This is a genomic window from Pseudoalteromonas fenneropenaei, from assembly GCF_042643375.1.
In the GTDB taxonomy this organism is placed as follows: Bacteria; Pseudomonadota; Gammaproteobacteria; order Enterobacterales; family Alteromonadaceae; genus Pseudoalteromonas; species Pseudoalteromonas fenneropenaei.
In genome coordinates this window covers 24,017-46,187 of the sequence record NZ_JBHRSD010000034.1, presented here as the reverse complement: position 1 = coordinate 46,187, position 22,171 = coordinate 24,017, and the positions used below count along the sequence as shown (strand labels likewise).

General features: G+C 46.3%; 25 protein-coding genes. 21 read left to right on the top strand and 4 right to left on the bottom strand.

Annotated features, from left to right (window positions below; translation table 11 throughout):
- Position 1: 1 nt before the first annotated feature.
- A complete protein-coding gene (gene trhP, locus ACFOEE_RS17100) occupies positions 2–1,360 on the bottom strand; it encodes a prephenate-dependent tRNA uridine(34) hydroxylase TrhP (RefSeq protein WP_377127119.1) in 1,359 nt (452 codons plus the stop codon).
- 407 nt (positions 1,361–1,767) lie between these two features.
- Between trhP and ndk the strand changes: the two genes are divergently transcribed.
- From ndk to ACFOEE_RS17035, 13 genes are all read left to right on the top strand, one after another.
- Positions 1,768–2,199 carry a nucleoside-diphosphate kinase gene (gene ndk, locus ACFOEE_RS17095; RefSeq protein WP_377127116.1) on the top strand — a complete coding sequence of 144 codons (432 nt, stop codon included), beginning with the start codon at positions 1,768–1,770 and terminating at the stop codon, positions 2,197–2,199.
- Positions 2,200–2,428: 229 nt separating this feature from the next.
- Complete coding sequence (locus ACFOEE_RS17090) at positions 2,429–3,562, top strand: bifunctional tRNA (adenosine(37)-C2)-methyltransferase TrmG/ribosomal RNA large subunit methyltransferase RlmN (RefSeq protein WP_377127113.1); 1,134 nt, start codon at positions 2,429–2,431, stop codon at positions 3,560–3,562.
- Between the two features lie 131 nt (positions 3,563–3,693).
- Entirely contained in the window at positions 3,694–5,262 is a 1,569-nt protein-coding gene (pilW, locus tag ACFOEE_RS17085) for a type IV pilus biogenesis/stability protein PilW (protein WP_377127110.1), read from the top strand.
- Positions 5,259–6,215 carry a RodZ domain-containing protein gene (locus tag ACFOEE_RS17080; RefSeq protein WP_377127107.1) on the top strand — a complete coding sequence of 319 codons (957 nt, stop codon included), beginning with the start codon at positions 5,259–5,261 and terminating at the stop codon, positions 6,213–6,215. The genes pilW and ACFOEE_RS17080 overlap by 4 nt, the downstream gene beginning before the upstream one ends.
- Before the next feature lie 5 nt (positions 6,216–6,220).
- Entirely contained in the window at positions 6,221–7,324 is a 1,104-nt protein-coding gene (ispG, locus tag ACFOEE_RS17075; protein ID WP_377127104.1) for a flavodoxin-dependent (E)-4-hydroxy-3-methylbut-2-enyl-diphosphate synthase, read from the top strand.
- 138 nt (positions 7,325–7,462) lie between these two features.
- On the top strand, positions 7,463–8,740 hold the full coding sequence (hisS, locus tag ACFOEE_RS17070) for a histidine--tRNA ligase (RefSeq protein WP_377127101.1): 1,278 nt from the start codon (positions 7,463–7,465) through the stop codon (positions 8,738–8,740).
- A gap of 9 nt (positions 8,741–8,749) precedes the next feature.
- The gene (locus ACFOEE_RS17065; RefSeq protein WP_377127098.1) at positions 8,750–9,370 is read left to right on the top strand and encodes a YfgM family protein; all 621 of its coding nucleotides are present in this window, start codon (positions 8,750–8,752) and stop codon (positions 9,368–9,370) included.
- A 9-nt stretch (positions 9,371–9,379) separates the two neighbouring features.
- Positions 9,380–10,558: an outer membrane protein assembly factor BamB gene (bamB, locus tag ACFOEE_RS17060; protein ID WP_377127095.1), complete on the top strand. Its 1,179-nt coding sequence runs from the start codon at positions 9,380–9,382 to the stop codon at positions 10,556–10,558.
- Positions 10,559–10,630: 72 nt separating this feature from the next.
- Positions 10,631–12,106 (top strand): ribosome biogenesis GTPase Der, encoded by a 1,476-nt coding sequence (gene der, locus ACFOEE_RS17055; protein WP_377127092.1) that lies wholly within the window; start codon positions 10,631–10,633, stop codon positions 12,104–12,106.
- Positions 12,107–12,344: 238 nt separating this feature from the next.
- On the top strand, positions 12,345–12,740 hold the full coding sequence (locus tag ACFOEE_RS17050) for a VOC family protein (protein ID WP_377127089.1): 396 nt from the start codon (positions 12,345–12,347) through the stop codon (positions 12,738–12,740).
- A 162-nt stretch (positions 12,741–12,902) separates the two neighbouring features.
- Entirely contained in the window at positions 12,903–13,214 is a 312-nt protein-coding gene (locus ACFOEE_RS17045; RefSeq protein WP_377127086.1) for a helix-turn-helix domain-containing protein, read from the top strand.
- A gap of 236 nt (positions 13,215–13,450) precedes the next feature.
- Positions 13,451–13,600, top strand: coding sequence for a hypothetical protein (locus ACFOEE_RS17040; RefSeq protein ID WP_377127083.1), 150 nt, complete (start codon positions 13,451–13,453; stop codon positions 13,598–13,600).
- A 64-nt stretch (positions 13,601–13,664) separates the two neighbouring features.
- The gene (locus tag ACFOEE_RS17035; RefSeq protein WP_377127080.1) at positions 13,665–14,315 is read left to right on the top strand and encodes a hypothetical protein; all 651 of its coding nucleotides are present in this window, start codon (positions 13,665–13,667) and stop codon (positions 14,313–14,315) included.
- Positions 14,316–14,529: 214 nt separating this feature from the next.
- On the opposite strand, the gene ACFOEE_RS17030 is transcribed toward ACFOEE_RS17035, so the two are convergent.
- Genes ACFOEE_RS17030 through ACFOEE_RS17020 form a run of 3 tightly spaced genes read right to left on the bottom strand, consistent with a single transcriptional unit; the run spans position 14,530 to position 16,832 of the window.
- Positions 14,530–15,714 carry a vWA domain-containing protein gene (locus ACFOEE_RS17030; RefSeq protein ID WP_377127077.1) on the bottom strand — a complete coding sequence of 395 codons (1,185 nt, stop codon included), beginning with the start codon at positions 15,712–15,714 and terminating at the stop codon, positions 14,530–14,532.
- A gap of 1 nt (position 15,715) precedes the next feature.
- A complete protein-coding gene (locus ACFOEE_RS17025; RefSeq protein WP_377127074.1) occupies positions 15,716–16,552 on the bottom strand; it encodes an AAA family ATPase in 837 nt (278 codons plus the stop codon).
- A 55-nt stretch (positions 16,553–16,607) separates the two neighbouring features.
- Entirely contained in the window at positions 16,608–16,832 is a 225-nt protein-coding gene (locus tag ACFOEE_RS17020; protein ID WP_377127071.1) for a DUF1653 domain-containing protein, read from the bottom strand.
- Positions 16,833–16,919: 87 nt separating this feature from the next.
- Here ACFOEE_RS17020 and ACFOEE_RS17015 point away from each other — a divergent pair, with 87 nt between their 5' ends.
- The 8 genes from ACFOEE_RS17015 to ACFOEE_RS16980 all read left to right on the top strand — a co-directional run bounded on the left by ACFOEE_RS17015 (position 16,920) and on the right by ACFOEE_RS16980 (position 22,167).
- Complete coding sequence (locus ACFOEE_RS17015) at positions 16,920–17,399, top strand: DUF2947 family protein (RefSeq protein ID WP_377127068.1); 480 nt, start codon at positions 16,920–16,922, stop codon at positions 17,397–17,399.
- Positions 17,400–17,653: 254 nt separating this feature from the next.
- Positions 17,654–18,292 (top strand): hypothetical protein, encoded by a 639-nt coding sequence (locus tag ACFOEE_RS17010; protein ID WP_377127066.1) that lies wholly within the window; start codon positions 17,654–17,656, stop codon positions 18,290–18,292.
- Between the two features lie 18 nt (positions 18,293–18,310).
- The gene (gene ftsB / locus ACFOEE_RS17005; RefSeq protein ID WP_377127063.1) at positions 18,311–18,592 is read left to right on the top strand and encodes a cell division protein FtsB; all 282 of its coding nucleotides are present in this window, start codon (positions 18,311–18,313) and stop codon (positions 18,590–18,592) included.
- Positions 18,589–19,281 carry a 2-C-methyl-D-erythritol 4-phosphate cytidylyltransferase gene (ispD, locus tag ACFOEE_RS17000; protein ID WP_377127060.1) on the top strand — a complete coding sequence of 231 codons (693 nt, stop codon included), beginning with the start codon at positions 18,589–18,591 and terminating at the stop codon, positions 19,279–19,281. Before ftsB ends, ispD begins: the two co-directional genes overlap by 4 nt.
- Entirely contained in the window at positions 19,281–19,757 is a 477-nt protein-coding gene (gene ispF, locus ACFOEE_RS16995; protein ID WP_377127142.1) for a 2-C-methyl-D-erythritol 2,4-cyclodiphosphate synthase, read from the top strand. The genes ispD and ispF overlap by 1 nt, the downstream gene beginning before the upstream one ends.
- Positions 19,757–20,779, top strand: coding sequence for a tRNA pseudouridine(13) synthase TruD (gene truD, locus ACFOEE_RS16990; RefSeq protein WP_377127057.1), 1,023 nt, complete (start codon positions 19,757–19,759; stop codon positions 20,777–20,779). Before ispF ends, truD begins: the two co-directional genes overlap by 1 nt.
- Positions 20,779–21,525 carry a 5'/3'-nucleotidase SurE gene (surE, locus tag ACFOEE_RS16985; protein WP_377127054.1) on the top strand — a complete coding sequence of 249 codons (747 nt, stop codon included), beginning with the start codon at positions 20,779–20,781 and terminating at the stop codon, positions 21,523–21,525. Before truD ends, surE begins: the two co-directional genes overlap by 1 nt.
- The gene (locus tag ACFOEE_RS16980) at positions 21,526–22,167 is read left to right on the top strand and encodes a protein-L-isoaspartate(D-aspartate) O-methyltransferase (protein ID WP_377127052.1); all 642 of its coding nucleotides are present in this window, start codon (positions 21,526–21,528) and stop codon (positions 22,165–22,167) included. It abuts the gene before it with no gap.
- Positions 22,168–22,171 lie beyond the last annotated feature (4 nt).

Below are 22,171 nucleotides of genomic sequence, written 5' to 3'. Positions count from 1 at the left end.
CTTAGCCCTTGTTAAACGGATTTCGGGTGTCCTGATTAGCGCCTAAATTCCGCATTAAAATCGCATGGGAGAGATCTAAGTCGTCTGGCAGCGGGATCTGTACAATATGACCCGAGCCTTTGGCGTCCTCGATTTTTTCCCCTTTACGGTTTTCCATATGTTCTAAGTTGAAATGAATGTTACCCTTTGGTGTCATCAGCTCAAGACTGTGTCCTACGCAGAATTTATTTTTTACTTCGACTTCAACTAAGCCGTTATTGCTGCGGCCCAGTATTTCCCCGACAAATTGCTGTTGATCAGACACCGAATGACCATATTCATAGTTTTGATACTCTTGATGAACGTGGCGTTTTAAAAAGCCTTCGGTATAACCGCGGTGTGCTAAGTTTTCTAAAGTACTCAACAGGCTGGTATCAAACGGACGACCCGCTACAGCATCATCAATGGCACGGCGGTAAACCTGCGCGGTGCGTGCAACATAATAAAATGATTTGGTACGGCCTTCGATTTTTAAGCTGTGCACGCCCATTTTGGTAAGTTGATCAACATATTGCACAGCGCGTAAATCTTTGGAGTTCATGATATAAGTGCCGTGTTCGTCTTCAAAAGCCGGCATATATTCGCCAGGGCGACCCTGTTCTTCTAACAAGAAGATTTCATTGCTTGGCTGACCTTCGCCTAGGGTTGGGATGATCTGATTCGGATCAAACTTGTGCACCACGTCACCAGTGGCGGTCTCAACCGCGGGTTTAGCGTCATAGCTCCAGCGGCAAGCATTAGTGCAAGTGCCTTGGTTGGGGTCGCGCTTGTTGATGTAGCCAGACAGCAAGCAACGGCCGGAGTAAGCCATACATAGCGCCCCGTGTACAAATACTTCAAGCTCGGTGTTGGGGCACAGCTCACGAATTTCAGCGATCTCCTCAAGCGACAATTCGCGCGACAAAATCACTCGTTCTATGCCTTGCTTGGCCCAAAAATTAACGGTCGCAAAGTTCACCGCGTTGGCTTGCACTGATAAGTGAATCGGCATATTCGGCCATTTTTCACGGACTAACATAATCAGGCCAGGATCAGACATGATCAGCGCATCGGGCTGCATGGCAATCACAGGCTCTATGTCACGCATAAAGGTTTTTACTTTGGCATTGTGCGGCGCAATGTTGGACACCACGTAGAGCTTTTTACCAAGCGCGTGGGCTTCGTTGATACCCAATTCAAGATTGGCTAAGTCAAACTCGTTATTACGTACTCGTAAGCTGTAACGGGGTTGACCGGCGTAAACTGCATCTGCGCCGTACGCAAAAGCGTAACGCATATTCTTTAAGCTACCTGCGGGTGAAAGTAATTCAGGCGTAAACATAGAGACCTCCTACATTGAACTGAGTACAAGTCAGCTGTTGGGGTTTATCTGACAGCCCATTACAGAAGGGTGTCAGATCACAAACCGTGGGCAGTGGCTGCCCGTATTAAAAAAAGCGGCGTAGTGTAGTTGAATGTCAGGGAAGGGAGTTTGATCTGGATCATGTTGTGCCACCTAACAAGGATTGAAAAGTGGATCTGTAGCGTAATAAGTTACAAACCGAGTTGTATTTGCGAGAAGGCGACAACACGCCGTAAACCTTGACTTGGCTGGACGTTGCGGGTTCAAGCAAGAGTGAAGTTGCGCAAATTTCGCACGCAAAAGTCATAAACGATCCTAGGTTTTTCGCCGCAAAGCGCGTATAATCCGCGCCCGTTAACATTCACAAGCTAATTTTGGAGCAAAAGATGGCTTTAGAGCGTACTTTTTCTATCGTTAAGCCTGATGCGGTTGCTAAAAACCACATCGGTGCTATCTACAACCGTTTCGAAGCTGCTGGCCTTAAGCTAGTTGCAGCGAAAATGGTTCACCTTTCACAAGAGAAAGCAGAAGGCTTTTATGCTGAGCACAAAGAGCGTCCTTTCTTCGGCGCACTAGTGTCTTTCATGACTTCTGGCCCAGTAATGGTTCAAGTTCTTGAAGGTGAAGACGCAGTTCGTAAGAACCGTGAAATCATGGGTGCAACTAACCCAGCTCAAGCACTTGCTGGTACTTTACGTCACGATTTCGCTGACAGCATCGACGAGAACGCGGTACACGGTTCAGATTCTCCAGAGTCTGCTGCGCGTGAAATCGCTTACTTCTTCGCTGATGAAGAGATCTGTCCACGTACTCGTTAATCACGAGACTGGCCAAGGAAAAAGGGCTTAAGGGCCCTTTTTTCGTCCTTTGGCTTACTTGCCAAACGGTTTTGCGTTGTTTAACTGCTTAAAAGGGCACGCAATAGTCAACAAAATCGTTTGGAAGTCAGTCAAACTGGTGTTGTTTGTTTGATTTTTGTACAATTGTAAGGTGGGTTTGGCCCCATACATTTGTTCCCATGTGGTATTACTGAGGTTAGGGTTGTTCATGGACACTACTGTTAAGAAAATTAATCTACTGGATCTAAACCGCGAAGGCATGCGCGAATTATTTGCGTCATTTGGTGAAAAGCCGTTCCGCGCGGATCAAATGATGAAGTGGATTTATCACTTTGGTGTCGACAACTTTGACAACATGACCAACTTCAACAAAAAATTGAAAGCCACTTTACATGAAAAGTGTGAGATCCGCGCACCAGAAATCGCGGTCAAGCAAGTCGCTTCTGACGGCACTATCAAATACGCGCTACGCCTCGACGGTGGTCAGGAAGTCGAAAGCGTGTGGATCCCGGAAAAAGACCGTGCCACTTTGTGTGTGTCTTCACAAGTTGGCTGTGCGCTGGAATGTACTTTCTGCTCAACGGCGCAGCAAGGCTTTAACCGTAACCTTAAAGTCTCTGAAATCATCGGCCAAGTTTGGCGTGTAGCCACTGACATTGGTTTGTACGGTGACAGCACCCGCCGTCCGATCACCAACGTGGTGATGATGGGCATGGGTGAGCCGCTACTAAACTTAAACAACGTCGTGCCAGCAATGGAACTGATGATGGACGATTGGGGCTTTGGTTTGTCTAAGCGTCGCGTTACGTTAAGTACTTCAGGTGTGGTGCCTGCGCTGGATTTATTGAAAGAGAAAATCGACGTAGCGCTGGCGATTTCACTGCACGCACCAAACGATAAGCTGCGTGATGAAATTGTACCCATCAACAAAAAATACCCGATTGCTGAATTTTTAGCAGCATGTCGTCGTTATATTGATGGTTCAAAAGCCAATAAAGACGTCACTATTGAATACGTGATGCTGCAAGGTATTAACGACAGCACAGATCACGCCCATGAATTGGTGCAAGTGTTAAAAGGCACACCGTCGAAAATTAACTTGATCCCTTTTAATCCATTCCCGGGTAGTGATTACCAACGTTCGAGCAACAGCCGCATTGACCGTTTCTCTAAAGTATTACAAGAGGCAGGCTTAACTTGTATCGTCCGCCGCACGCGGGGTGATGACATTGATGCAGCCTGTGGTCAGCTGGTGGGTGATGTGAAAGACCGTACCAAACGTATGCTGAAGAAAAAGCAGCAAGACGATAACGCCATCAACATTGCTGTGAATGCTGGCTAACACCTTAGTACAAGCGGGATCTGTATCCCGCTTGTTGTTTGTGGCTAAGCAAAACCTGTGTTATTCCGATTGTCGTCGAAAACGCGTTGAAAAAAGGGTGATTCCCCAAGGCAATTCGGTAATATAGAGCCATGAATGGAATTGAGAAGCCTATTGCCATGCGCAAAGCCCTGATTTTGCCTATTACCTTGCTTGCCCTGAGTGGTTGTGTGAGTCAAACCACCTATTTAGGTAGTGAAAAACCCGTCGTTGAAAACGAGATAGACAACATCAATGCGGCGAAAACGCGCATCGCTTTGGCTTTGCAATATCTGCAAAGTGGCAACACCACGCAGGCAAAGTTCAATCTTGAGCGCGCCAGCCAATTTGCCCCTCAATTGCCAGAAGCCCATTATTCCTTTGCCTATTATTATCAACAAGTAAATGAGCCTCAGTTGGCCAAAGCGGCTTATCTTAAAGCGCTGGCGTTAGCGCCAAACGATCCAAACACTTTAAACAACTATGGGGTGTTTTTGTGTGGACAAGGTGAGTATGCTGACGCCGCGGTGCAATTTCATAGGGCCATTGCTGTACCGAGCTACTTAAGAGTCGCAGAAAGCTATGAAAACCTCGCGATGTGCGCACTCAAAGAAGATAACTTTGAGCTGGCAGAGCAGCACTTACGCAGTGCGATTAATCATAATGGGCAACGCCAGTCAGCTCTTATCAACCTCGCCACTTTACTGTACGCCAAAAGCGAATTACACCAAGCGCAAGGGGTTATTAAAAATTACGAAGACAAAGGTTTTATCTCACCGCAAAGTGTGTTTTTAAAGTACTTGCTAGAAACCCGAATGGGTCATATTGAACAGGCGGAGCTGCAAGCCAAAACCTTGCAACAGACTTACCCTGCCTCAGCACAGGCAGGTTGGTTGCGTGAAGATAAAGTCACTGAAAGCGATGTTGAACAGTTACGCCGCCAGTATCGCGATGCCAAATTAAGCTCTTTACTACAGCAAGGTGATGAACATGTGGTGAAACAGCCGCAGATTAAAATCACCCGTAAAGTGCCGGAGCGAGTCGTTGTTAACGAGCGTCGCTCAGAAGCCACCGCACCGCAGCCATCATTCATGGCCGATTCAGTGCCAACTCAGACAATAGCAACGCCTGCTGTGCCAACTAACTCAGCAAGCAATAGTACAAGCAATAGTAATAGCCCAGCAGCCAGTGCAAGCGTCGCTGAGGTACAATTTTATCAGCCAAAAGACAATGGCGTGGTGTTTAATCAAGCGCCAGCTGCTGCACCTGAGTTTAGTGCTGCATCAGCGCAGCACACTCAGCGCGAAACGGTGCCCATTGCATTGGCAATGCAAATGCCGTTACTGAATGAGCAGCTCCAAGTGCCTAAAGTGCCAGTACACACTGTGGCGTTAGGTGAGACGTTATTCAGCATTTCAGTGAAATATAATCTGAAAATGGCAAAATTATTGGCTTGGAATGCGGTTAAAGAGTCGCAACGCTTGCCAATAGGCAGTAAAATTTACCTCAATAATCCCCAAGTGGTCGCCGAGATTTTAAACGGCGATACGTTGTTGTCGGTCGCGAACCGCTATCACCTCATGGTGGATGATTTAATGCGCTGGAATAAATTGACTCCAGGTGTGGCCTTAATTGCCGGTCGCACCTTGCTAATCGTGGACCCGAATACTTACAAGCTATGAGCGAAGAAACTACATCAACTCAACCCGAAACAACGCTAGGACGCACACTCGCAGCAGCGCGTAAGCATAAGCAACTTAGTGTTGAGTACATTGCAACCAAACTTAAACTGACCCCAGTGCAAATCGAACGCATTGAGGCTGATGATTACTTGGGCCTTGGCCCTGAAACCTTTGTGCGTGGTTATATCAAAGGATTTTGTCAGGCAGTATCTCTTGATAAAGACGCTGTGCTGGCGTTATACGTTGGCCCGAAAGTGCCAGAAAAAGCGCGTCGGATGAAAAGCTTTTCACGCCGTACGGAAAAAGAAGCGCACGATAGCCGCTTAATGCTTATCAGCTATATCATTCTGGCGCTAGTGTTAGGCTCGTCAGCATTATGGTGGTGGCAAACCAGTAAAGTGGATAAAGCCATTGAAGTAGTGCCAGAGCGCACCGCTGCGCTTAGCGATGGTTTGCAGCCAATGGCGAACACAGAGTTAAGCAGTGACTTAACTGCCAAGACGCAGGATGAGTCAGTGAGTAACGCCAATGATGCGCTTCCAACAGCGGTTGGTCTTGACGAGCCGCTGAGTAATGAAGTCACAAACCAAGATATACCGACCGAGCCAAGTCGCAATGCTGAACAGGCTAATAGTGCGCCAAACACAGTGATGCCAATGCAAAGCCCTGCGCTTACTGCGCGTTTGCAGGCTGCCAACGGCAACGAGCAACACACCATAGTGATGACATTTCGTGATGAGAGCTGGGTCGAGATTTTTGACGCATCATCACAGCGGATTGCTTTTGGTGTGAAAAAGGCTGGCTATACGATGACAGTCGCAGGCCAAGCGCCATTTTCAGTGGTGCTTGGTAAACACCACTTAGTCGATGTCAGTTTTGATGGCAATCCGGTCGACTTATCTTCTTTACCTAAGAACCGCTTAGCTAAATTTCAATTACCCTTAACTGAGTAACCGTCATGTTTGCAGAATCTCCCATTAAACGCAGAAAATCGACCCGTATTTATGTCGGAAATGTGCCAATAGGGGATGGCGCCCCGATTGCAGTGCAATCGATGACCAACACCAATACCATGGATGTAGCGGCCACAGTCGCACAAATTCGTGCGATTGCTGCCGCTGGCGCTGACTTGGTGCGCGTCTCTGTGCCGACTATGGAAGCGGCCGAAGCGTTTCGCTTAATTAAAGAGCAAGCTGAGATCCCAGTGATCGCAGATATTCACTTTGATTACCGTATCGCCTTGAAAGTTGCTGAATACGGCGCTGACTGTTTGCGAATTAACCCAGGCAATATCGGCAACGAAGAGCGCATTCGTGCTGTCGTTGATGCTGCACGGGAGCGTAATATTCCCATTCGTATCGGTGTGAACGGCGGCTCATTAGAGCGCGATATTCAAGAAAAGTACGGTGAACCAACACCAGAGGCCTTGCTTGAATCAGCGATGCGCCACGTGGATATTCTACGTCGCCTTGATTTTGACCAGTTTAAAGTGTCAGTCAAAGCCTCAGATGTATTTTTAGCCGTAGGCGCATACCGTTTGCTGGCCAAAGAAATCGACCAGCCACTGCATTTAGGTATTACCGAAGCGGGCGGCTTTCGCGCTGGCGCAGTGAAGTCTGCCGTGGGTTTAGGCATGTTGCTCGCAGAAGGCATTGGTGACACCTTACGTATTTCATTAGCGGCTGATCCCGTACAGGAAGTTAAAGTCGGTTTTGATATTTTAAAGTCGCTGCGTATTCGCTCTCGCGGCATTAACTTTATTGCTTGCCCTAGCTGCTCGCGCCAAGAGTTCGATGTGGTTAATACCATGAACCAATTGGAAGAGCGTTTAGAAGATATCGTCGAGCCAATGACAGTCTCAGTGATTGGTTGCGTGGTGAATGGTCCTGGCGAAGCATTAGTGAGTGATATTGGCTTGGCAGGGGCAAATCGCCGTTCTGGATTGTATATCAATGGTGAGCGGCAGAAGACGCGCATCGACAATGATGATATCGTCAATCAACTTGAAGCACAGATCCGCGATTATTTAGACAACAAAATTGCGGTGAAAGTGGTAGAATAGCGCGCTTAAGCGTGATTTTATAACGGTTAATCGTTTACGTTTTAGTCCGACAAGCTATAATACAGCGCGCTTTTTGCGCTGTATTGGCGTTTTTATGCGCATAAACAGTCAAAGCATCAGATAAAATTAGGATTTTTTGTGGCAAAACAAATTCAGGCAATTCGTGGTATGAACGATTGTCTGCCAGGCGATACGCAAATTTGGCAGAAAGTAGAAACCATTTTACGTGAAACGGTGGCGTCTTACGGTTACCAAGAGATCCGTTTCCCGATTGTTGAATCCACCGATCTGTTTAAACGTTCTATCGGCGAAGTGACTGACATTGTTGAAAAAGAAATGTATACCTTTGCAGATCGCAACGGTGACAGTCTCACGCTACGCCCAGAAGGCACCGCCGTGTGCGTACGTGCTGGTAATGAACATGGGTTGTTGTACAACCAAGAGCAGCGTTTATGGTATATGGGGCCAATGTTCCGCCATGAGCGCCCACAAAAAGGTCGTTACCGTCAGTTTCACCAATTTGGTGTTGAAGCGTTTGGAATCGCAACAGCAGATATTGATGCCGAGATGATTCTGCTTACCGCACGTTTATGGAAAACCTTTGGTATTGATAAACACGTACGGTTAGAGCTGAACTCTCTGGGGTCTAATGAAGCACGTGCCAACTATCGCGATGCGCTGATTGCCTTTTTAGAACAGCATCTCGATGTATTAGACGAAGACTGCAAACGTCGGATGTATACTAATCCACTACGGGTACTGGATACGAAAAATCCCGAGATCCAAGCGGTATTGGTTGATGCACCAAAGCTGTCAGCTTATCTCGATGAAGAATCTCGCGCACATTTTGTAAATTTGTGTGAACGATTAGACGCAGCTGGCGTCGAATATCAGGTTAACGAAAAGCTGGTCCGTGGACTGGATTATTACAACCGTACGGTGTTTGAGTGGGTGACCGAAAGTTTAGGCTCACAAGGCACAGTCTGTGCGGGTGGCCGTTACGATGGTATGGTTGAGCAACTCGGCGGCAAAGCAACGCCAGCATTTGGTTTTGCCATGGGGATGGAGCGTCTTATTCTGATGTTGCAAACCTTGGAATGTGTTGGTGAACTACGCCGTGATGTGGATGTGTTTGTTGCTGCAATGGGTGACAAAGCCAGTATCCAAGCGCCAGTTATTGCTGAACAGCTACGCAACGAAATCGCCGGATTACGGGTGATGGTGCATGCTGGTGGCGGTAACTTCAAAAAACAATTAAAACGCGCAGATAAAAGTAATGCAGTAGTTGCCTTGATTTTAGGTGAAGATGAGCTTGCACAAGGACTTATCACTGTAAAATACCTGCGTGAAGAAAAAGAACAGGTCACGCTTGAGCTTGCCGCCGTTAAGGCCTTGCTCGCAACCCTGATTGCATAAGAGGTAAGCATGGAAATTTATTCAACAGAAGAACAACAAGCCGAAGCGATAAAACGATTTTTCCGTGAAAATGGTATATCACTGGCATTAGGTATTGTGCTTGGTTTGGGTGGCTTATATGGCTGGAAAGCCTACAACGCGCATCAAATTTCAAGCGCAGAAGCAGCCTCTGACGCGTTCAACAAATACGTTGAAAACGACGATGTGCTAGCCAACAGCGATGCATTTATCAAAGACAATGCCGACTCTAATTATGCAGTGTTGGCGGCATTTGTTGCTGCGAAAAAAGCAGTTGAAGAAAAGCAACTCGATAAAGCGGCAGAGAAGCTGAACTGGGCGGTGGATAACGTTAAAAACGACGAGCTTAAAGCGACTGCGTTACTACGTTTAGCGCGTGTTCAAGCGGCACAAGGTCAAGCGGAACAAGCATTGGCAACGTTGGCAAAAGCGATGCCAGCAAGCTTTGCAGCGCAAGCGGCAGAGATCAAAGGTGACATTAAACTAGCTCAAGGTGACAGTGAAGCAGCTCGTGCTGCCTACCAAGAAGCTGTTGACCAAGGTGGTGCTGATAACAATCCACTCCTACAGGTTAAACTGGACGATCTTGCTAAAGCTGCCAGCGTAAACTAAGGAGATAACATGAGAAAGCTCGCTTTTGCGGTTGTCGCTTTATGTGGCTCTTTAGTGTTGGCTGGTTGTTCTTCTAACGACGATGAAGAAGAATTAAAGCTGCCAGAAATCGTTAACCAGTTTGAAACCAAAGTGGCGTGGCAGCACAGTGTGGGTGATGGGGTTGAGCATTACTTCTCGCGTTTAACGCCAGCGGTCTACAAAGACGTTGTATATAGCGCGTCACGCGATGGCCACGTTGCGGCATTTGCGGTTGCTGACGGCAAACGTCTGTGGGAAACCGACGTGCGTGAAAATGCCTCATTTTGGCCATGGCAAGACAGCACGAGTGCCAAGTTATCCGGTGGTATTTTACAAGCTTACGGCAAACTGTTTATCGGCTCAGAACATGGCTCAATCGTTGCGCTAGACCGTGATACCGGTGCAGTAGTGTGGCGTAAGTCTGTGCCTGGTGAAGCATTATCAATGCCTGCAGCGGGCGATGGCCTTATCTATGTTAACTTAGGCTCAGGTAAATTACTGGCGCTGCACCCAGATAGCGGTGAAGAGCGCTGGAGCTATGAGCAAGAAATGCCAGCGTTGACGCTACGCGGCTTAAGCTCACCAACGGTTGCCAGCGGTGGTGTGTTGGTCGGTGAGGAAACAGGCCGTTTGTCGGTATTGATTTCTGCATCGGGTTATCAAGCTTGGAGCGCTGATGTAGCTGTGGCTAAAGGGGCATCTGAGTTCGAACGTTTAGTCGACGTAGATACAAAACCGTTAGTTAGTGGCAACAATGTTTATGCGATTGCCTATAATGGTAACTTAGCGGCAATTGAACTGCGTGGCGGGAATGTGATTTGGAAACGCGAATACAGTAGTTATCGCGAAATGAGCATAGATCTGCAAACAATCTACCTAGTAGACAGTAACGGTGTGATCTACGCTTTAGATAAAGATTCTGGGATTGAACGTTGGAGCCAATCGGGGTTACGTGGCTGGTATGTCACAGGACCTGCGGTATTTGGCAAGTATCTGGTCGTAGGCGATCAGGAAGGTAATCTGCACTGGTTGGATAAAGAAACAGGCCAGCTTGTTTCACGTGCAGAGTTTGATAGTTCGGGCTTTTATGTGGAGCCAATCGTTGCCGACGATAAGTTAATCGTTGTGACGCGTGATGGTGAAGTAAGTGCCATAGCACAGCCTTAATGCTGTTCATTTAATGCGTTTTGCAAGGCTTCGCTTGGCGAAGCCTTTTGTTGTTTATAAAAGGGGTTGTTTATGCTTCCTGTGATCGCTCTTGTAGGGCGACCCAATGTAGGCAAATCTACATTATTCAATCGGCTGACACGTACGCGTGATGCGCTCGTGGCCGACTTTCCGGGCCTAACCCGTGACCGTAAATATGGTCAGGCTAAGTATGAAGGCTATGAGTTTATTGTGGTGGATACTGGTGGTATCGACGGCTCAGAGGAAGGGATTGAATCTGAAATGGCACAACAATCGCTATTAGCGATTGAAGAAGCCGATGTGGTGTTATTTTTGGTGGATGCGCGTGCGGGGCTTACTTCGGCGGATCAAGCTATCGCTGAACACCTGCGCAAACAGCAAAAGAAAAGTTTTGTGGTTGCCAACAAAATTGACGGTATTGACGCCGATATCGCAACTGCTGAATTTTATCAATTAGCTTTAGGTGAAGTGCACCAAATCGCGGCCGCCCATGGCCGTGGTGTAACACAGCTACTTGAATATACTTTGACGCCCATTTTGGCTGAAATGAACCCACAGCAAGAAGCTTTGGACGAAGATGACGAAGCGCTGCTGGACATCTATGACGACGAAGGCAAAGAGCTAGACGAAGAGGTAGTTCAAGACTTCAGTGATAAGCCAATTAAACTGGCGATTGTTGGTCGTCCAAACGTCGGTAAATCCACGCTCACCAACCGTATTTTAGGTGAAGAGCGGGTTATCGTTTACGATATGCCAGGCACGACGCGTGACTCTATTTATATCCCAATGACGCGTAACGAGCGGGAATATATCCTGATTGATACGGCTGGGGTACGTAAGCGTAAAAAAGTTTCTGACGTAGTTGAAAAGTTCTCTGTTATTAAGACTTTGCAAGCTATTGAAGATGCCAACGTGGTGTTGATTGTGGTCGATGCCCGTGAAGGGATCTCAGATCAGGATTTAAGCTTAATTGGTTTTGCGCTCAATGCTGGCCGTTCAATCGTGATGGCGGTGAACAAATGGGATGGTTTGGACGAGTACGTGAAAGAGCGTATTAAGTCGGAATTAGACCGCCGTTTAGGCTTTATTGATTTTGCGCGTATTCACTTTATCTCAGCACTACACGGTACAGGTGTAGGTCACCTGTTTGAGTCGGTTGATGAAGCATATGATTCAGCAACGCGTCGTGTTAGCACTGCGATGCTACGCCGTATTATGGATATGGCACAGGCCGATCACCAGCCGCCATTAGTCGGTGGTCGTCGCGTGAAGCTGAAATATGCGCACGCGGGTGGTTATAATCCACCACGCTTTGTTATTCACGGTAACCAAGTTCATGATTTACCAGACAGCTATAAGCGTTATCTGATGAACTATTACCGTAAAGCCCTGAATATTATGGGAACGCCGATTAAAATCGAATTCCGTGAAGGGGATAACCCATTTGCTGGTCGCAGCAACCGGATGACGATTTCGCAAAAACGTAAATTGCGTAATTTCATCAAAGAAAATCGCAATAAGCAGTAAATAATGCGAACAAAAATAAGGAGCCTGAGTGCTCCTTATTTTTTGCTCATGTTTTTATCACTGCTATTTTCTCGTGCCATTTCTAGTCATTCATTACTGATAAAACAAAGGATGATGACCTGTAATGTCTTTAAGAAGAGCGCTAAATGACACATTGCGACAAGAGACATTTGCACTGTGTTGCAATTCCGTTACTATGTAATTCAATGTGTTTGCTGTACAAATGAACTGCAAGTCTATGGCACAACTTTTAAAAACCGTTATTTATGTCGACAACGTCGAAGAAGTCTTAGATTTTTACTACCAAGCATTTGGTTTAAGTACTTTAGGACTCAATGACAGCGGAGATTACGGTGAGTTGGATACAGGTGAAGTGGTATTGGCGTTTGCGGCTCATCCACTCGCGCAATCGCAATTTAAGCAAAACTATATACGCTGCCAGCCAAAACAACCCGCGCTTGGCTTTGAACTGGTGTTGCAATGCGACAATGTTACTGAGTGCTATGACCGAGCAGTGGCGGCTGGAGCCGAACCATTCTCCCCACCCGTGACAAAAGGTGAACATATTCAAGCTTATGTGCGCGCGATTGAAGGGACTTTAGTCGCATTGGTCAGTGTACTTGGCACAGATTAACTGACTACTTTAGGCAGGCATTGCAAGGAAAATAGATTTTACAATAGTTCCCCACTTCACTAAAACTGTAACAAATGTTATATTTAGGTAAATTTTAGTTTCTGTAAGTCTAGGCGTTATAGACTTGCGTTCAGGATGTGGGTTAGAGTTATTGAGGGAATCATGCAAACGCCTGAAGAATACGAGATAACCGAAAGAGTTGCGACGCTGTTTAAGCAGCTAAAAAAGCAAAAAGGTTATACCAAAAAAGTGATCAGCGAAAAATTAGGTATAGGCCTCACCACGTTGGATGATTATCTCAATGGCGTTAGCTCTTTTAAAGTGGGTACTTTGCTTAAAGTTGCACAATTATGCCGAGTCAATATTGGTGACTTAATGACTGGCAATGGCCAGTTTGCTGCGCAACTAAAAGAGTCTGATGCGGATAATTGTAAAGCCGAATCTACTTCTAAAGCATCGGATAGCGAACGCTAATCGCTTGATAGTTAAAGGTGAATAAAGTGAATTGCAGATTTGACTCCGGAAAAATGATCTCTTCAAAATTATGTGACTTAGTAAAAGGTGGCGCCCCTAAAAATAGAGATGACCCTTATCCTAAAACTACAGCGGCATCAATTAAAGCGGATATCTGATGGTGCCAGTTAGCAATTTTAGGCGTCTAAATTTCCCCTTTATTTGGACAATTGGCTGATGTTGCGAAAGGTAAAAATATGAAAACCAGATTGAAATCTAGTAAATTAATTTCTTTATCAGTATGTGGCTTTATAAAAGGCGGCACTTACAATCGAGACGAACCATTTCCCCAAGCAAAATCTGCACAAATAACAAAGGCAGAAATGGAATGTGAAAAAAAACCTTAACCTGATACTTCTTTCAGGACGGTTTGTTGTGGCTCAGTAGCGTCTTTCAACGGATTTTGGAATTATGAGTAACTTTAATAAACTATTATTATTCGTGATTGCCTTTTCAGTGTTTTATTTTATGGCATTTGAGGCAAAAGCACATTGGCAATATTATATATCTGGGCTGGTGTTAATTTGGGTTGCAACGAGAAAGAATTTAAACTTGAATGTGGTTGCTGGTATTTTGTTGTTGGTCTCCTTTTTTGAGGCGTTATCCGATTCTTTCATAACAGCTCATCTAATAAAGAAGGTTCCTATTCTTTATTCTAATGGGGCTGTATATACAGTGGCGATATTTTTTTCTGTTCTTTCAGTTTTTTTACTTAAATACCGTTGGGAAATTATGCTGCGTTTTGCGCCATTTTTTGCCAAAGATCAACAGGCTTATATTAATAAAACCGGTCCTTGTGTGGCGGATGCGCCGCTGATAACTGTCTATTTAATCTTAATAGTGTCAACCATTCTAACGTTTATCGAGCACCTGCTGATGAATGCCCATGAGTTTGGCGCATCAAAGGAGTTTGTGCAGTTTTTCCGCAGTCATATTTTCTTTTACTATAGTTTTGATTACGTCAATATTATCGGTCGTAGTATTATGGTTGCGATTTTAGTGGGCGCGCAGATTATTTATCAACATAACTTAAAAAATCAGTTGCGTAATAAAGCAGCCTAGTTTGAGTTCTAGAGTAAACGCAGAAAAGAAACTTTTTACCTTCCGCTATATTGCGCGATATAACATCGCGTCCAAAGAGAATCACCTGTTTCTGCATTGTAGGCGGGGTTTTATACTCCGCTGGTTTAGCCGATGTGGCGTGATATAACATCGCACCCACAGAGTATCAGCTGTTCCTGCATTGTAGGCAGGGTTTTACACCCCGCTGGTATATTTAACTCAGTCCCTTAATTGCCTTGCCAATACCATCTAAGGTGAGTGGGTACATGCGCGCTTGCATTAACTCTTTAATAAAGCCAATTGATTGATAATAAGACCAATATTGCTCTGGCTGAGGGTTAAGCCAAGCGACTTTTTCAAAATGCTGAGTTAAGCGGTTTAGCCAAACGCTACCGGGTTCTTGATTCCAATGCTCAACACTGCCTCCGGGATAGGCGATTTCGTACGGCCCCATAGTCGCATCGCCAACAAAAATCAGCCGATAATCTTTTCCAAAACGGTGGATCAGCTGATACGTGTCGATGGCTTCACTATGCCGACGCGCATTGTCTTGCCAAACTTGCTCATAAACACAGTTATGGAAATAAAAGAATTCTAGGTGCTTAAATTCGCTTCGTGCGGCACTAAAGAGTTGTTCGCAGATATGGATGTAATCGTCCATCGATCCACCAATATCAAATAGCATAATCACATTAACGGCGTTATGTCGCTCTGGACTCATTTTTACATCCAGCATGCCGCCTTGTTGAGCTGTGGCTTTAATGGTGGCGTTTAAGTCGAGTTCATCACTGGCACCACTACGGGCAAACTTACGTAGTTTTTTCAGTGCCAATTTCATGGTGCGGCTAGAAATATCGGCATTGTCGTCTAAATTGCGGTATTGGCGTTTATCCCACACTTTTACCGCGCGGCGTTGGCGATTATCTTCTTGCCCAATGCGCACACCTTCGGGATTGTAACCGTAGGCACCAAAAGGTGAGGTGCCGCCCGTACCAACCCATTTATTGCCACCAGCATGACGACCTTGCTGCTCATGTAAGCGCTCTTGCAGGGTTTTTAGCAATTGCTCTAAACCGCCTAGGGCTTTGAGCTGTTGTTTTTCTTCTTCGCTTAAGTGTTTTTCAAACTCTTTACGTAGCCATTCTTCAGGCAAACTGTGTTGGCGTAGCGCCTCAAGTAAATCAATACTTTCAATGCCAGCAAAATAGTCGGCAAAGGCGCGGTCATATTTGTCAAACTGAGTTTCGTCTTTAACCACGATAGTGCGCGTAAGGTGATAAAACCCATCTAAATCCGCAAAGCTTAGCCCCGCTTGCAGTGCTTTCATTAAATCTAGCCACTCGCGTAGGCTGACTTTGACTCCGTAGCGTTTTAAGGTGAAGAAAAACGACAGCAGCATGCTAGCGTCTCGCCATAAAGGCCAGTTTTTCGACTAAACTCACGTCTTGCTCGTTTTTAAGCAGCGCGCCAAATAACGGCATTAATCCTCCTTGGTGAGTTTTATCGCGTAACGTATCTGGGCTGATATCGTCGGCCATCAGGAGTTTTAGCCAATCTAGTAATTCGCTGGTGCTGGGTTTCTTTTTTAGACCCGGTACATCACGGAGTTTAAAAAACACTTCAAGCGCTTCTTTGACCAGCTTCTGGGTGATATCGGGATAATGCACCGCGATGATCTGCGCCATTTCTTGTTGACTTGGAAAATCAATATAGTGGAAGAAACAACGACGTAAAAAAGCATCCGGCAGTTCTTTTTCGTTGTTAGAGGTGATGATCACAATCGGCCGCACTTGCGCTTTAACTTGTTGGCCGGTTTCGTAAACATGAAACTCCATTTTATCTAGCTCAAGCAGCAAGTCGTTAGGGAATTCAATGTCGGCTTTATCAATTTCGTCAATCAATAATACTGGGCGTTTATCGGCAGTAAAGGCCTGCCACAGTTTGCCTTGCTTAATATAGTTGGCGATATCATGCACGCGCGGGTCGCCAAGCTGGCTGTCGCGTAAGCGCGAAACCGCATCGTACTCATATAGACCTTGCTGCGCTTTGGTTGTCGACTTAATGTGCCATTGTAATAAGTCAGTATTTAAACTTTTTGCCAGCTCCTCGGCCAGCAAAGTTTTCCCTGTGCCCGGCTCACCTTTAATGAGCAGGGGCTTTTCTAACACTACAGCGGCGTTAACGGCTTGCTGCAAAGCTGCGGTGGCAATATAAGAATCGGTGCCAGTAAAAAACATAATTAAGTCCTGGTCAGAGCTGTTGTGGTTATCTTGCCACAGTCACTGGTTTGGCTCAATCAGCAGGGCCGATGTAGCGAAAGCGAGGCACAGTTTGACCATCAACGGTGACCATTTCTGTAAACATAGTGAGCGGTCGCAGCCAAAAATCATAATCACCATATTGGGTTTGATACACCACATGGAGTTCTTCATTTTCGCTGTGTTTCGCGACCATCAGCACTTTATAAAGCGGGCCTTTATAATGTTGATATATCCCGGGTTTGAGTAGAGTTGTCATAATGGCTCCATAAACACCCGCCAGAGCAGATACATGCTCAGCAGGATCGAGTATAATGCGGCGGTTTTTGATACTGGGTTAGTAAAGATGAATTATATTGCGCTTGATGACTTTAAAAAAGCTTGGGTGTTTCGCCATCAGGATTTGCCAATTGTGCCAGAAGATTTGGCCTTGATTAAGCCAATGAGTGCATCGCGCGCAGCGACCTTGTGGGCATCCTCTATCAGTAAAGAAAAAGACCATCCTGATTTTTTTGTTGCCTCTGAATGGACTGGCGATAACAAAACTTGGTCGACAAGCTTGGACTGGGAACGTGCTTGGGAAGCAGGCGAAACACAATTACCAGACGCTATCTGCGAGTTTTTACAGTGGGAAAATAACACCACAGTGTATTTCTGCTTATCACGGGATCAAATCATAGAAACACGCTTTGATGTGTTTAAACGTTGTTGGCAGAATTTTATGTTTTTGGCGGACGGCAGCTTATTGCTCGGTAAAAAACGTGACTCGGTAGCCCAGTTTATGGCAGATGGTAAGGTTAAGTTGGGAAATAAGCCCAAAGCTTAACGCTCAAACTGCCCACTTCGGACATAAATCAGCCACTTGGCGTTTATTTGTCCGCCCTGACGTGCTATAAATTCTGCTCTAGCCCAAGTTATTGTTAACCTCGTATACCCATATTATTTGACGTTGCAGGTCGGCGGCAAGAAAGCAAACTCCCATGAGCAAAGATGTGCTCTGTAATTGGGAGGACGGAACACTGCTGTTGCAAATAACAAGGGTATATATCTAAGCAAGGCTTGGTTGACACAGGGGTCATTTTGAAACGAGCGGCAAGTGCAGCGGAGCAACAAACCACCATTTGGCACAATGAGGCGGAGCGATTAGCATTTGCTGAGCTGGCGAATGTGTTTTATGCCCGTGAAATTAAGCAGTTAGTGCTACAGCCAGATGCCGAACGTATGCGCCGTTTGCTAGGTAGCTTGCCGTATTATGTAGAGCGCGCCGCGCGGCACATAGTACAAGGTGATATTCCCATCCCGTTAGACACACAAAATGCCTGTTGGTTAAGCCCAATCAAAAAGCCACCCCTAGTCGATACCGATGCTGCCACAGGGTTTTATCAGCAATATGCGCAAATTGGTTTAGTGGTGCCCGTGCTACGTTGGGATGAGGTTTATTGTCAGCTATTCATAGACAGTCTAGATCAACTAGGCGACAATAGTCTGCATTGCAATCAGTTTGGCTGGTTTGCGCGTGATGGTCAGAGCCAGTCGCAATCCGGTTTGGTGTTATTGAAACCCACTAAAGCTGTGATGACAGCCGCATGTTGCGGCCATCAATGGCGTTTAGGAAAAGCTAATACACCACGATTACTCAGTTTGCGTGAAATGCTGCTGGCCAGCAGTATAAATTGGCGCGATGTAAAACGCCGCAAAACCGCCCAGTCCCAGCGATAGAAGTACCTTGGAGCAAGCATGCGACTGTTTCAACTTATTTTACTTTGCCTAGCCGGCTATATTCAGTACCAGTTGTGGTTTGGTCGCAACGGTATTCATGATTACGTACAAATTAAGCATGCGGTGCAAGCTCATCAAGATGCAAACGCAGGGCTCACCAAGCGCAATAAGTTACTAAAAGCAGATATTGAAGATTTGAAACTTGGCCTAGAAGGGGTAGAAGAGCGTGCCCGTCATGAGCTGGGAATGATTAAAACCAATGAAACCTTTATCCGCGTTTTACCTGCAAAACAACCATGAATAAAGATTTAAAAATTGCTGCGGTTATTCCCGCAGCTGGGGTTGGCAGCCGTATGCAGCTAAGCTACCCCAAACAATACCTGAAAATTGCCGAAAAAACCGTGCTGCAACACACTCAGGAAAAACTCAGCCAACTTAATTATTTGTCGCATTTGGCCATTGCTGTCAGTGCAGATGATCCTTACTTTGCCACGCTTAACTTGCAAGATGAGCGAATCGTTAAAGTCATCGGTGGTGAAACTCGTGCTGATTCGGTACTTAACGCGTTACGTGCATTACAAGCTGATGCGCCCGACTGGGTGCTAGTACACGATGCGGCGCGACCATTAGTGACAGTGGCTGATATCGATAACTTAGTGCAAAGCTGCTTGGCTGCCGACGAAGGTGGGATTTTAGCTGCTAAGGTCAAAGACACCATCAAGCGCGGTACTAGCCATATTGAAACCACAGTACCGCGTGATACGCTGTGGCAAGCTTTAACTCCGCAGTTTTTCCGTTTCAATGAGCTGTTACAAGCACTTACAGATGCCAAACAAGCAGGGAGCGAAATCACCGACGAGGCATCGGCTATGGAGCGGTTGGGTTATCCAGTACGCTTAGTCGCGGGGCGTAGCGACAATATTAAAATCACTTCACCAGAAGATTACGAGTTAGCGTGTTTTCTACTAACCAAAACAGGAAAAGTATGATGATGAGAATCGGTCACGGCTTTGATGTGCATAAATTTGGTGGCGCCGGCCCAATTACTTTAGGCGGCGTAAAAATCCCTTACGAGCAAGGCTTTATTGCGCATTCTGATGGTGATGTGGCAATTCACGCGCTGTGCGATGCACTCCTTGGCGCGTTGGCACTGGGCGACATTGGTAAACATTTTCCTGATACCGCCAGTGAATACGAAAATATCGATAGTCGGATTTTGTTGCGCCATGTTATGAGTTTAGTGACAGCCAAAGGTTATCAAATAGGTAACTTGGACGTCACCATAGTGGCGCAAGCGCCAAAAATGGCACCGCATATTCAAAGCATGCGGGAAATTCTTGCCGCTGATTGTTTGTGTGAAGTAGACCAAGTAAACGTCAAAGCCACCACTACAGAAAAGTTGGGCTTTGAAGGGCGTAAAGAGGGGATCTCTAGTCACGCTGTAGTGCTGTTGGTAAAAGCGTAATGGAACTGGCATATCTTTACGGCCAGCCAAGCGCAACGGCTGAGTTTAAAACGCAAGTTGAAGACTTTATGGTCGACGAGCTGATGGATATTGAGTTCAGCGGGGAAGGCGAGCATGTGTGCTTGCAAATTGTTAAACGTGGCGAAAATACCCTCACAATTGCAAAAGCGATTGCCAAGCTGGCGGGCGTGCAACTGCGCGATGTCAGCTATGCGGGCTTAAAAGATCGTCATGGCGTTTGTACGCAATGGTTTAGCGTACCGGTCGCAATTAAAAAGCACATTGATTTTAGCGCGCTCAATAACGACCACTGTTTTGTGCTGCAGCAACTTCGCCACAATCGGAAATTGCGTACAGGCTGCCATCGTGGTAATCGCTTTAAGATCACGCTGCGCAAAGTGTCGGACATTCGCGCTGTACTTTCACGGGTAAATGCAGTGCGCCAAGGCGTACCTAATTACTTTGGGGAACAGCGCTTTGGCTTTAATGGCCACAATTTGACTATGGCAGAGCGGATGTTCGACGGTGAGCCTATTCGCGATAAAAAGCTGCGTGGGTTGGTGATTTCTGCTGCTCGCTCAGCGCTATTTAACTTTGTGGTGAGCGAGCGCGTGAAGGCTCATGGTTTAGCCGTTAGTTGGCCACGAGAGATCTTTTTACTTGAAGGTAGTAACGCGTTTTTTGAAGAAGACCTCAACGACAGTAATGTGGCGCGTCTTTTAGCAGGGGATATACATTTGTCTGCCCCCTTGTATGGTAAAGGCGACAAAGGCATAGTAGCACAAGAACAACAATGGCTGTCATGCTACCAGAAATGGTGTGAAGGGCTGTGCCAATTGGGGTTGAAAATGGAGCGTCGGGCACTGCGCTTGTTACCACGCGACTTTGCGGTAAAAACCTTGGACGAACACAGTTTAGAATTGAGTTTCAGCTTACCAAAAGGCACTTTTGCGACTGCGGTACTCAGGGAGCTGGTGCAATATCAGGATGTGAGTAAAGGCAGCACAGAGGAAAATGAATAATGCATATTTTGCTTAGTAATGATGATGGCGTCCACGCTAAAGGCATTGCCATTTTGTATCAAGCGCTGTGTCAAATTGCGACTGTCACTGTGGTTGGCCCAGATAGAAACTGTAGCGGCGCGAGCAGCTCGCTGACACTCTTAAACCCACTGCGTGCCACCACCTTAGACAATGGTTTTATCTCAGTTAATGGCACCCCAACTGATTGTGTGCACTTAGGTGTGAACCAGTTACTGGCAGAAAAACCGGACTTGGTCGTTGCTGGTATTAATAATGGCGCAAACTTGGGTGATGATACGCTCTACTCAGGCACAGTGGCTGCAGCGATGGAAGGGCGGCACATGGGCTTACCTGCAATTGCAGTATCGTTGTGTTCCAAATATGAAGCGCATTACGAAACTGCCGCGGCGGTTGCGGTTGATATCATCAAGCAGCTTCATGCTCATCCGTTGCCAAAAGATCAGATCATTAATCTCAATGTGCCAGACATTCCCCTCAATGAACTTAAGGGCGTTAAAGTGACGCGTTTAGGTGCGCGCCATAAAGCCGAAACCATGACTAAGCGTGAAGATCCTTGGGGTCGTGATATTTACTGGTACGGTTCGCTTGGTAATGAAAGTGATGCCGGTGAAGGAACTGATTTTCATGCCATTAATAACGGCTATGCGTCAGTCACTCCGTTGCAAATTGATATGACTGCCCACAGCAGTATCGCGGCAATGAAAACTTGGCTACAGGTGGACTAAGTGTTAGCAAATTACAATCGCAGTGCCGCGGCGCTAAGAGCGCAAGTACAAGCGCAAGGGATAAGTGATAGCACTATCCTCGATGTGATAGAAAAAACACCACGGCATTTATTTGTCGATGATGTTTTGAAGCATAAATCGTATGAAAATACCGCATTGCCGATTGGACAAGGACAAACAATTTCTCAGCCTTATATTGTTGCAAAAATGACTGAGCTGCTAAAGCAGGCAGGTGTGACAGGGCGAGTGCTAGAAATTGGCACTGGATCTGGCTATCAAACTGCGGTGCTGGCCCAAGTATTTAGCGAAGTGTGCTCAGTTGAACGCATTAAGTCACTGCAATGGCAGGCAAAACGGCGCTTGCATCAGCTAGATTTATATAATGTAGCGATGAAACACGGCGACGGCTGGCAAGGGTGGTCAAGTAAGGCCCCATTTGCTGGAATTTTGGTGACGGCTGCCGCCAAAACTGTACCTGAAGCTTTATTAGCGCAATTGGCTGAAGGGGGGGTGATGATTGCGCCCATCGGTGAGCAAGAACAAACCTTAATGCGCTACAGCAAAACCGCAGAAGGGATTAAAGCCGAACGTTTAGCTGCAGTGCGTTTTGTGCCTTTGGTTGCTGGCGATATTGTGCTTTAATTAT

Excerpts from the sequence above, each read along its gene's own strand:
- trhP (WP_377127119.1), bottom strand. The coding sequence starts at position 1,360 with ATGTTTACGCCTGAATTACTTTCACCCGCAGGTAGCTTAAAGAATATG.
- ACFOEE_RS17025 (WP_377127074.1), bottom strand. The coding sequence starts at position 16,552 with ATGTTTTTTACTGGCACCGATTCTTATATTGCCACCGCAGCTTTGCAG.
- ACFOEE_RS17045 (WP_377127086.1), top strand. The coding sequence starts at position 12,903 with ATGCAAACGCCTGAAGAATACGAGATAACCGAAAGAGTTGCGACGCTG.
- der (WP_377127092.1), top strand. The coding sequence starts at position 10,631 with ATGCTTCCTGTGATCGCTCTTGTAGGGCGACCCAATGTAGGCAAATCT.
- ACFOEE_RS17015 (WP_377127068.1), top strand. The coding sequence starts at position 16,920 with ATGAATTATATTGCGCTTGATGACTTTAAAAAAGCTTGGGTGTTTCGC.
- ACFOEE_RS17090 (WP_377127113.1), top strand. The coding sequence starts at position 2,429 with ATGGACACTACTGTTAAGAAAATTAATCTACTGGATCTAAACCGCGAA.
- truD (WP_377127057.1), top strand. The coding sequence starts at position 19,757 with ATGGAACTGGCATATCTTTACGGCCAGCCAAGCGCAACGGCTGAGTTT.
- surE (WP_377127054.1), top strand. The coding sequence starts at position 20,779 with ATGCATATTTTGCTTAGTAATGATGATGGCGTCCACGCTAAAGGCATT.
- ACFOEE_RS17030 (WP_377127077.1), bottom strand. The coding sequence starts at position 15,714 with ATGCTGCTGTCGTTTTTCTTCACCTTAAAACGCTACGGAGTCAAAGTC.
- ACFOEE_RS17020 (WP_377127071.1), bottom strand. The coding sequence starts at position 16,832 with ATGACAACTCTACTCAAACCCGGGATATATCAACATTATAAAGGCCCG.
- ispD (WP_377127060.1), top strand. The coding sequence starts at position 18,589 with ATGAATAAAGATTTAAAAATTGCTGCGGTTATTCCCGCAGCTGGGGTT.
- ispG (WP_377127104.1), top strand. The coding sequence starts at position 6,221 with ATGTTTGCAGAATCTCCCATTAAACGCAGAAAATCGACCCGTATTTAT.
- ACFOEE_RS17050 (WP_377127089.1), top strand. The coding sequence starts at position 12,345 with ATGGCACAACTTTTAAAAACCGTTATTTATGTCGACAACGTCGAAGAA.
- bamB (WP_377127095.1), top strand. The coding sequence starts at position 9,380 with ATGAGAAAGCTCGCTTTTGCGGTTGTCGCTTTATGTGGCTCTTTAGTG.
- ACFOEE_RS17035 (WP_377127080.1), top strand. The coding sequence starts at position 13,665 with ATGAGTAACTTTAATAAACTATTATTATTCGTGATTGCCTTTTCAGTG.
- ACFOEE_RS17040 (WP_377127083.1), top strand. The coding sequence starts at position 13,451 with ATGAAAACCAGATTGAAATCTAGTAAATTAATTTCTTTATCAGTATGT.
- ACFOEE_RS17065 (WP_377127098.1), top strand. The coding sequence starts at position 8,750 with ATGGAAATTTATTCAACAGAAGAACAACAAGCCGAAGCGATAAAACGA.
- ispF (WP_377127142.1), top strand. The coding sequence starts at position 19,281 with ATGATGAGAATCGGTCACGGCTTTGATGTGCATAAATTTGGTGGCGCC.
- ACFOEE_RS17080 (WP_377127107.1), top strand. The coding sequence starts at position 5,259 with ATGAGCGAAGAAACTACATCAACTCAACCCGAAACAACGCTAGGACGC.
- pilW (WP_377127110.1), top strand. The coding sequence starts at position 3,694 with ATGAATGGAATTGAGAAGCCTATTGCCATGCGCAAAGCCCTGATTTTG.
- ndk (WP_377127116.1), top strand. The coding sequence starts at position 1,768 with ATGGCTTTAGAGCGTACTTTTTCTATCGTTAAGCCTGATGCGGTTGCT.
- ftsB (WP_377127063.1), top strand. The coding sequence starts at position 18,311 with ATGCGACTGTTTCAACTTATTTTACTTTGCCTAGCCGGCTATATTCAG.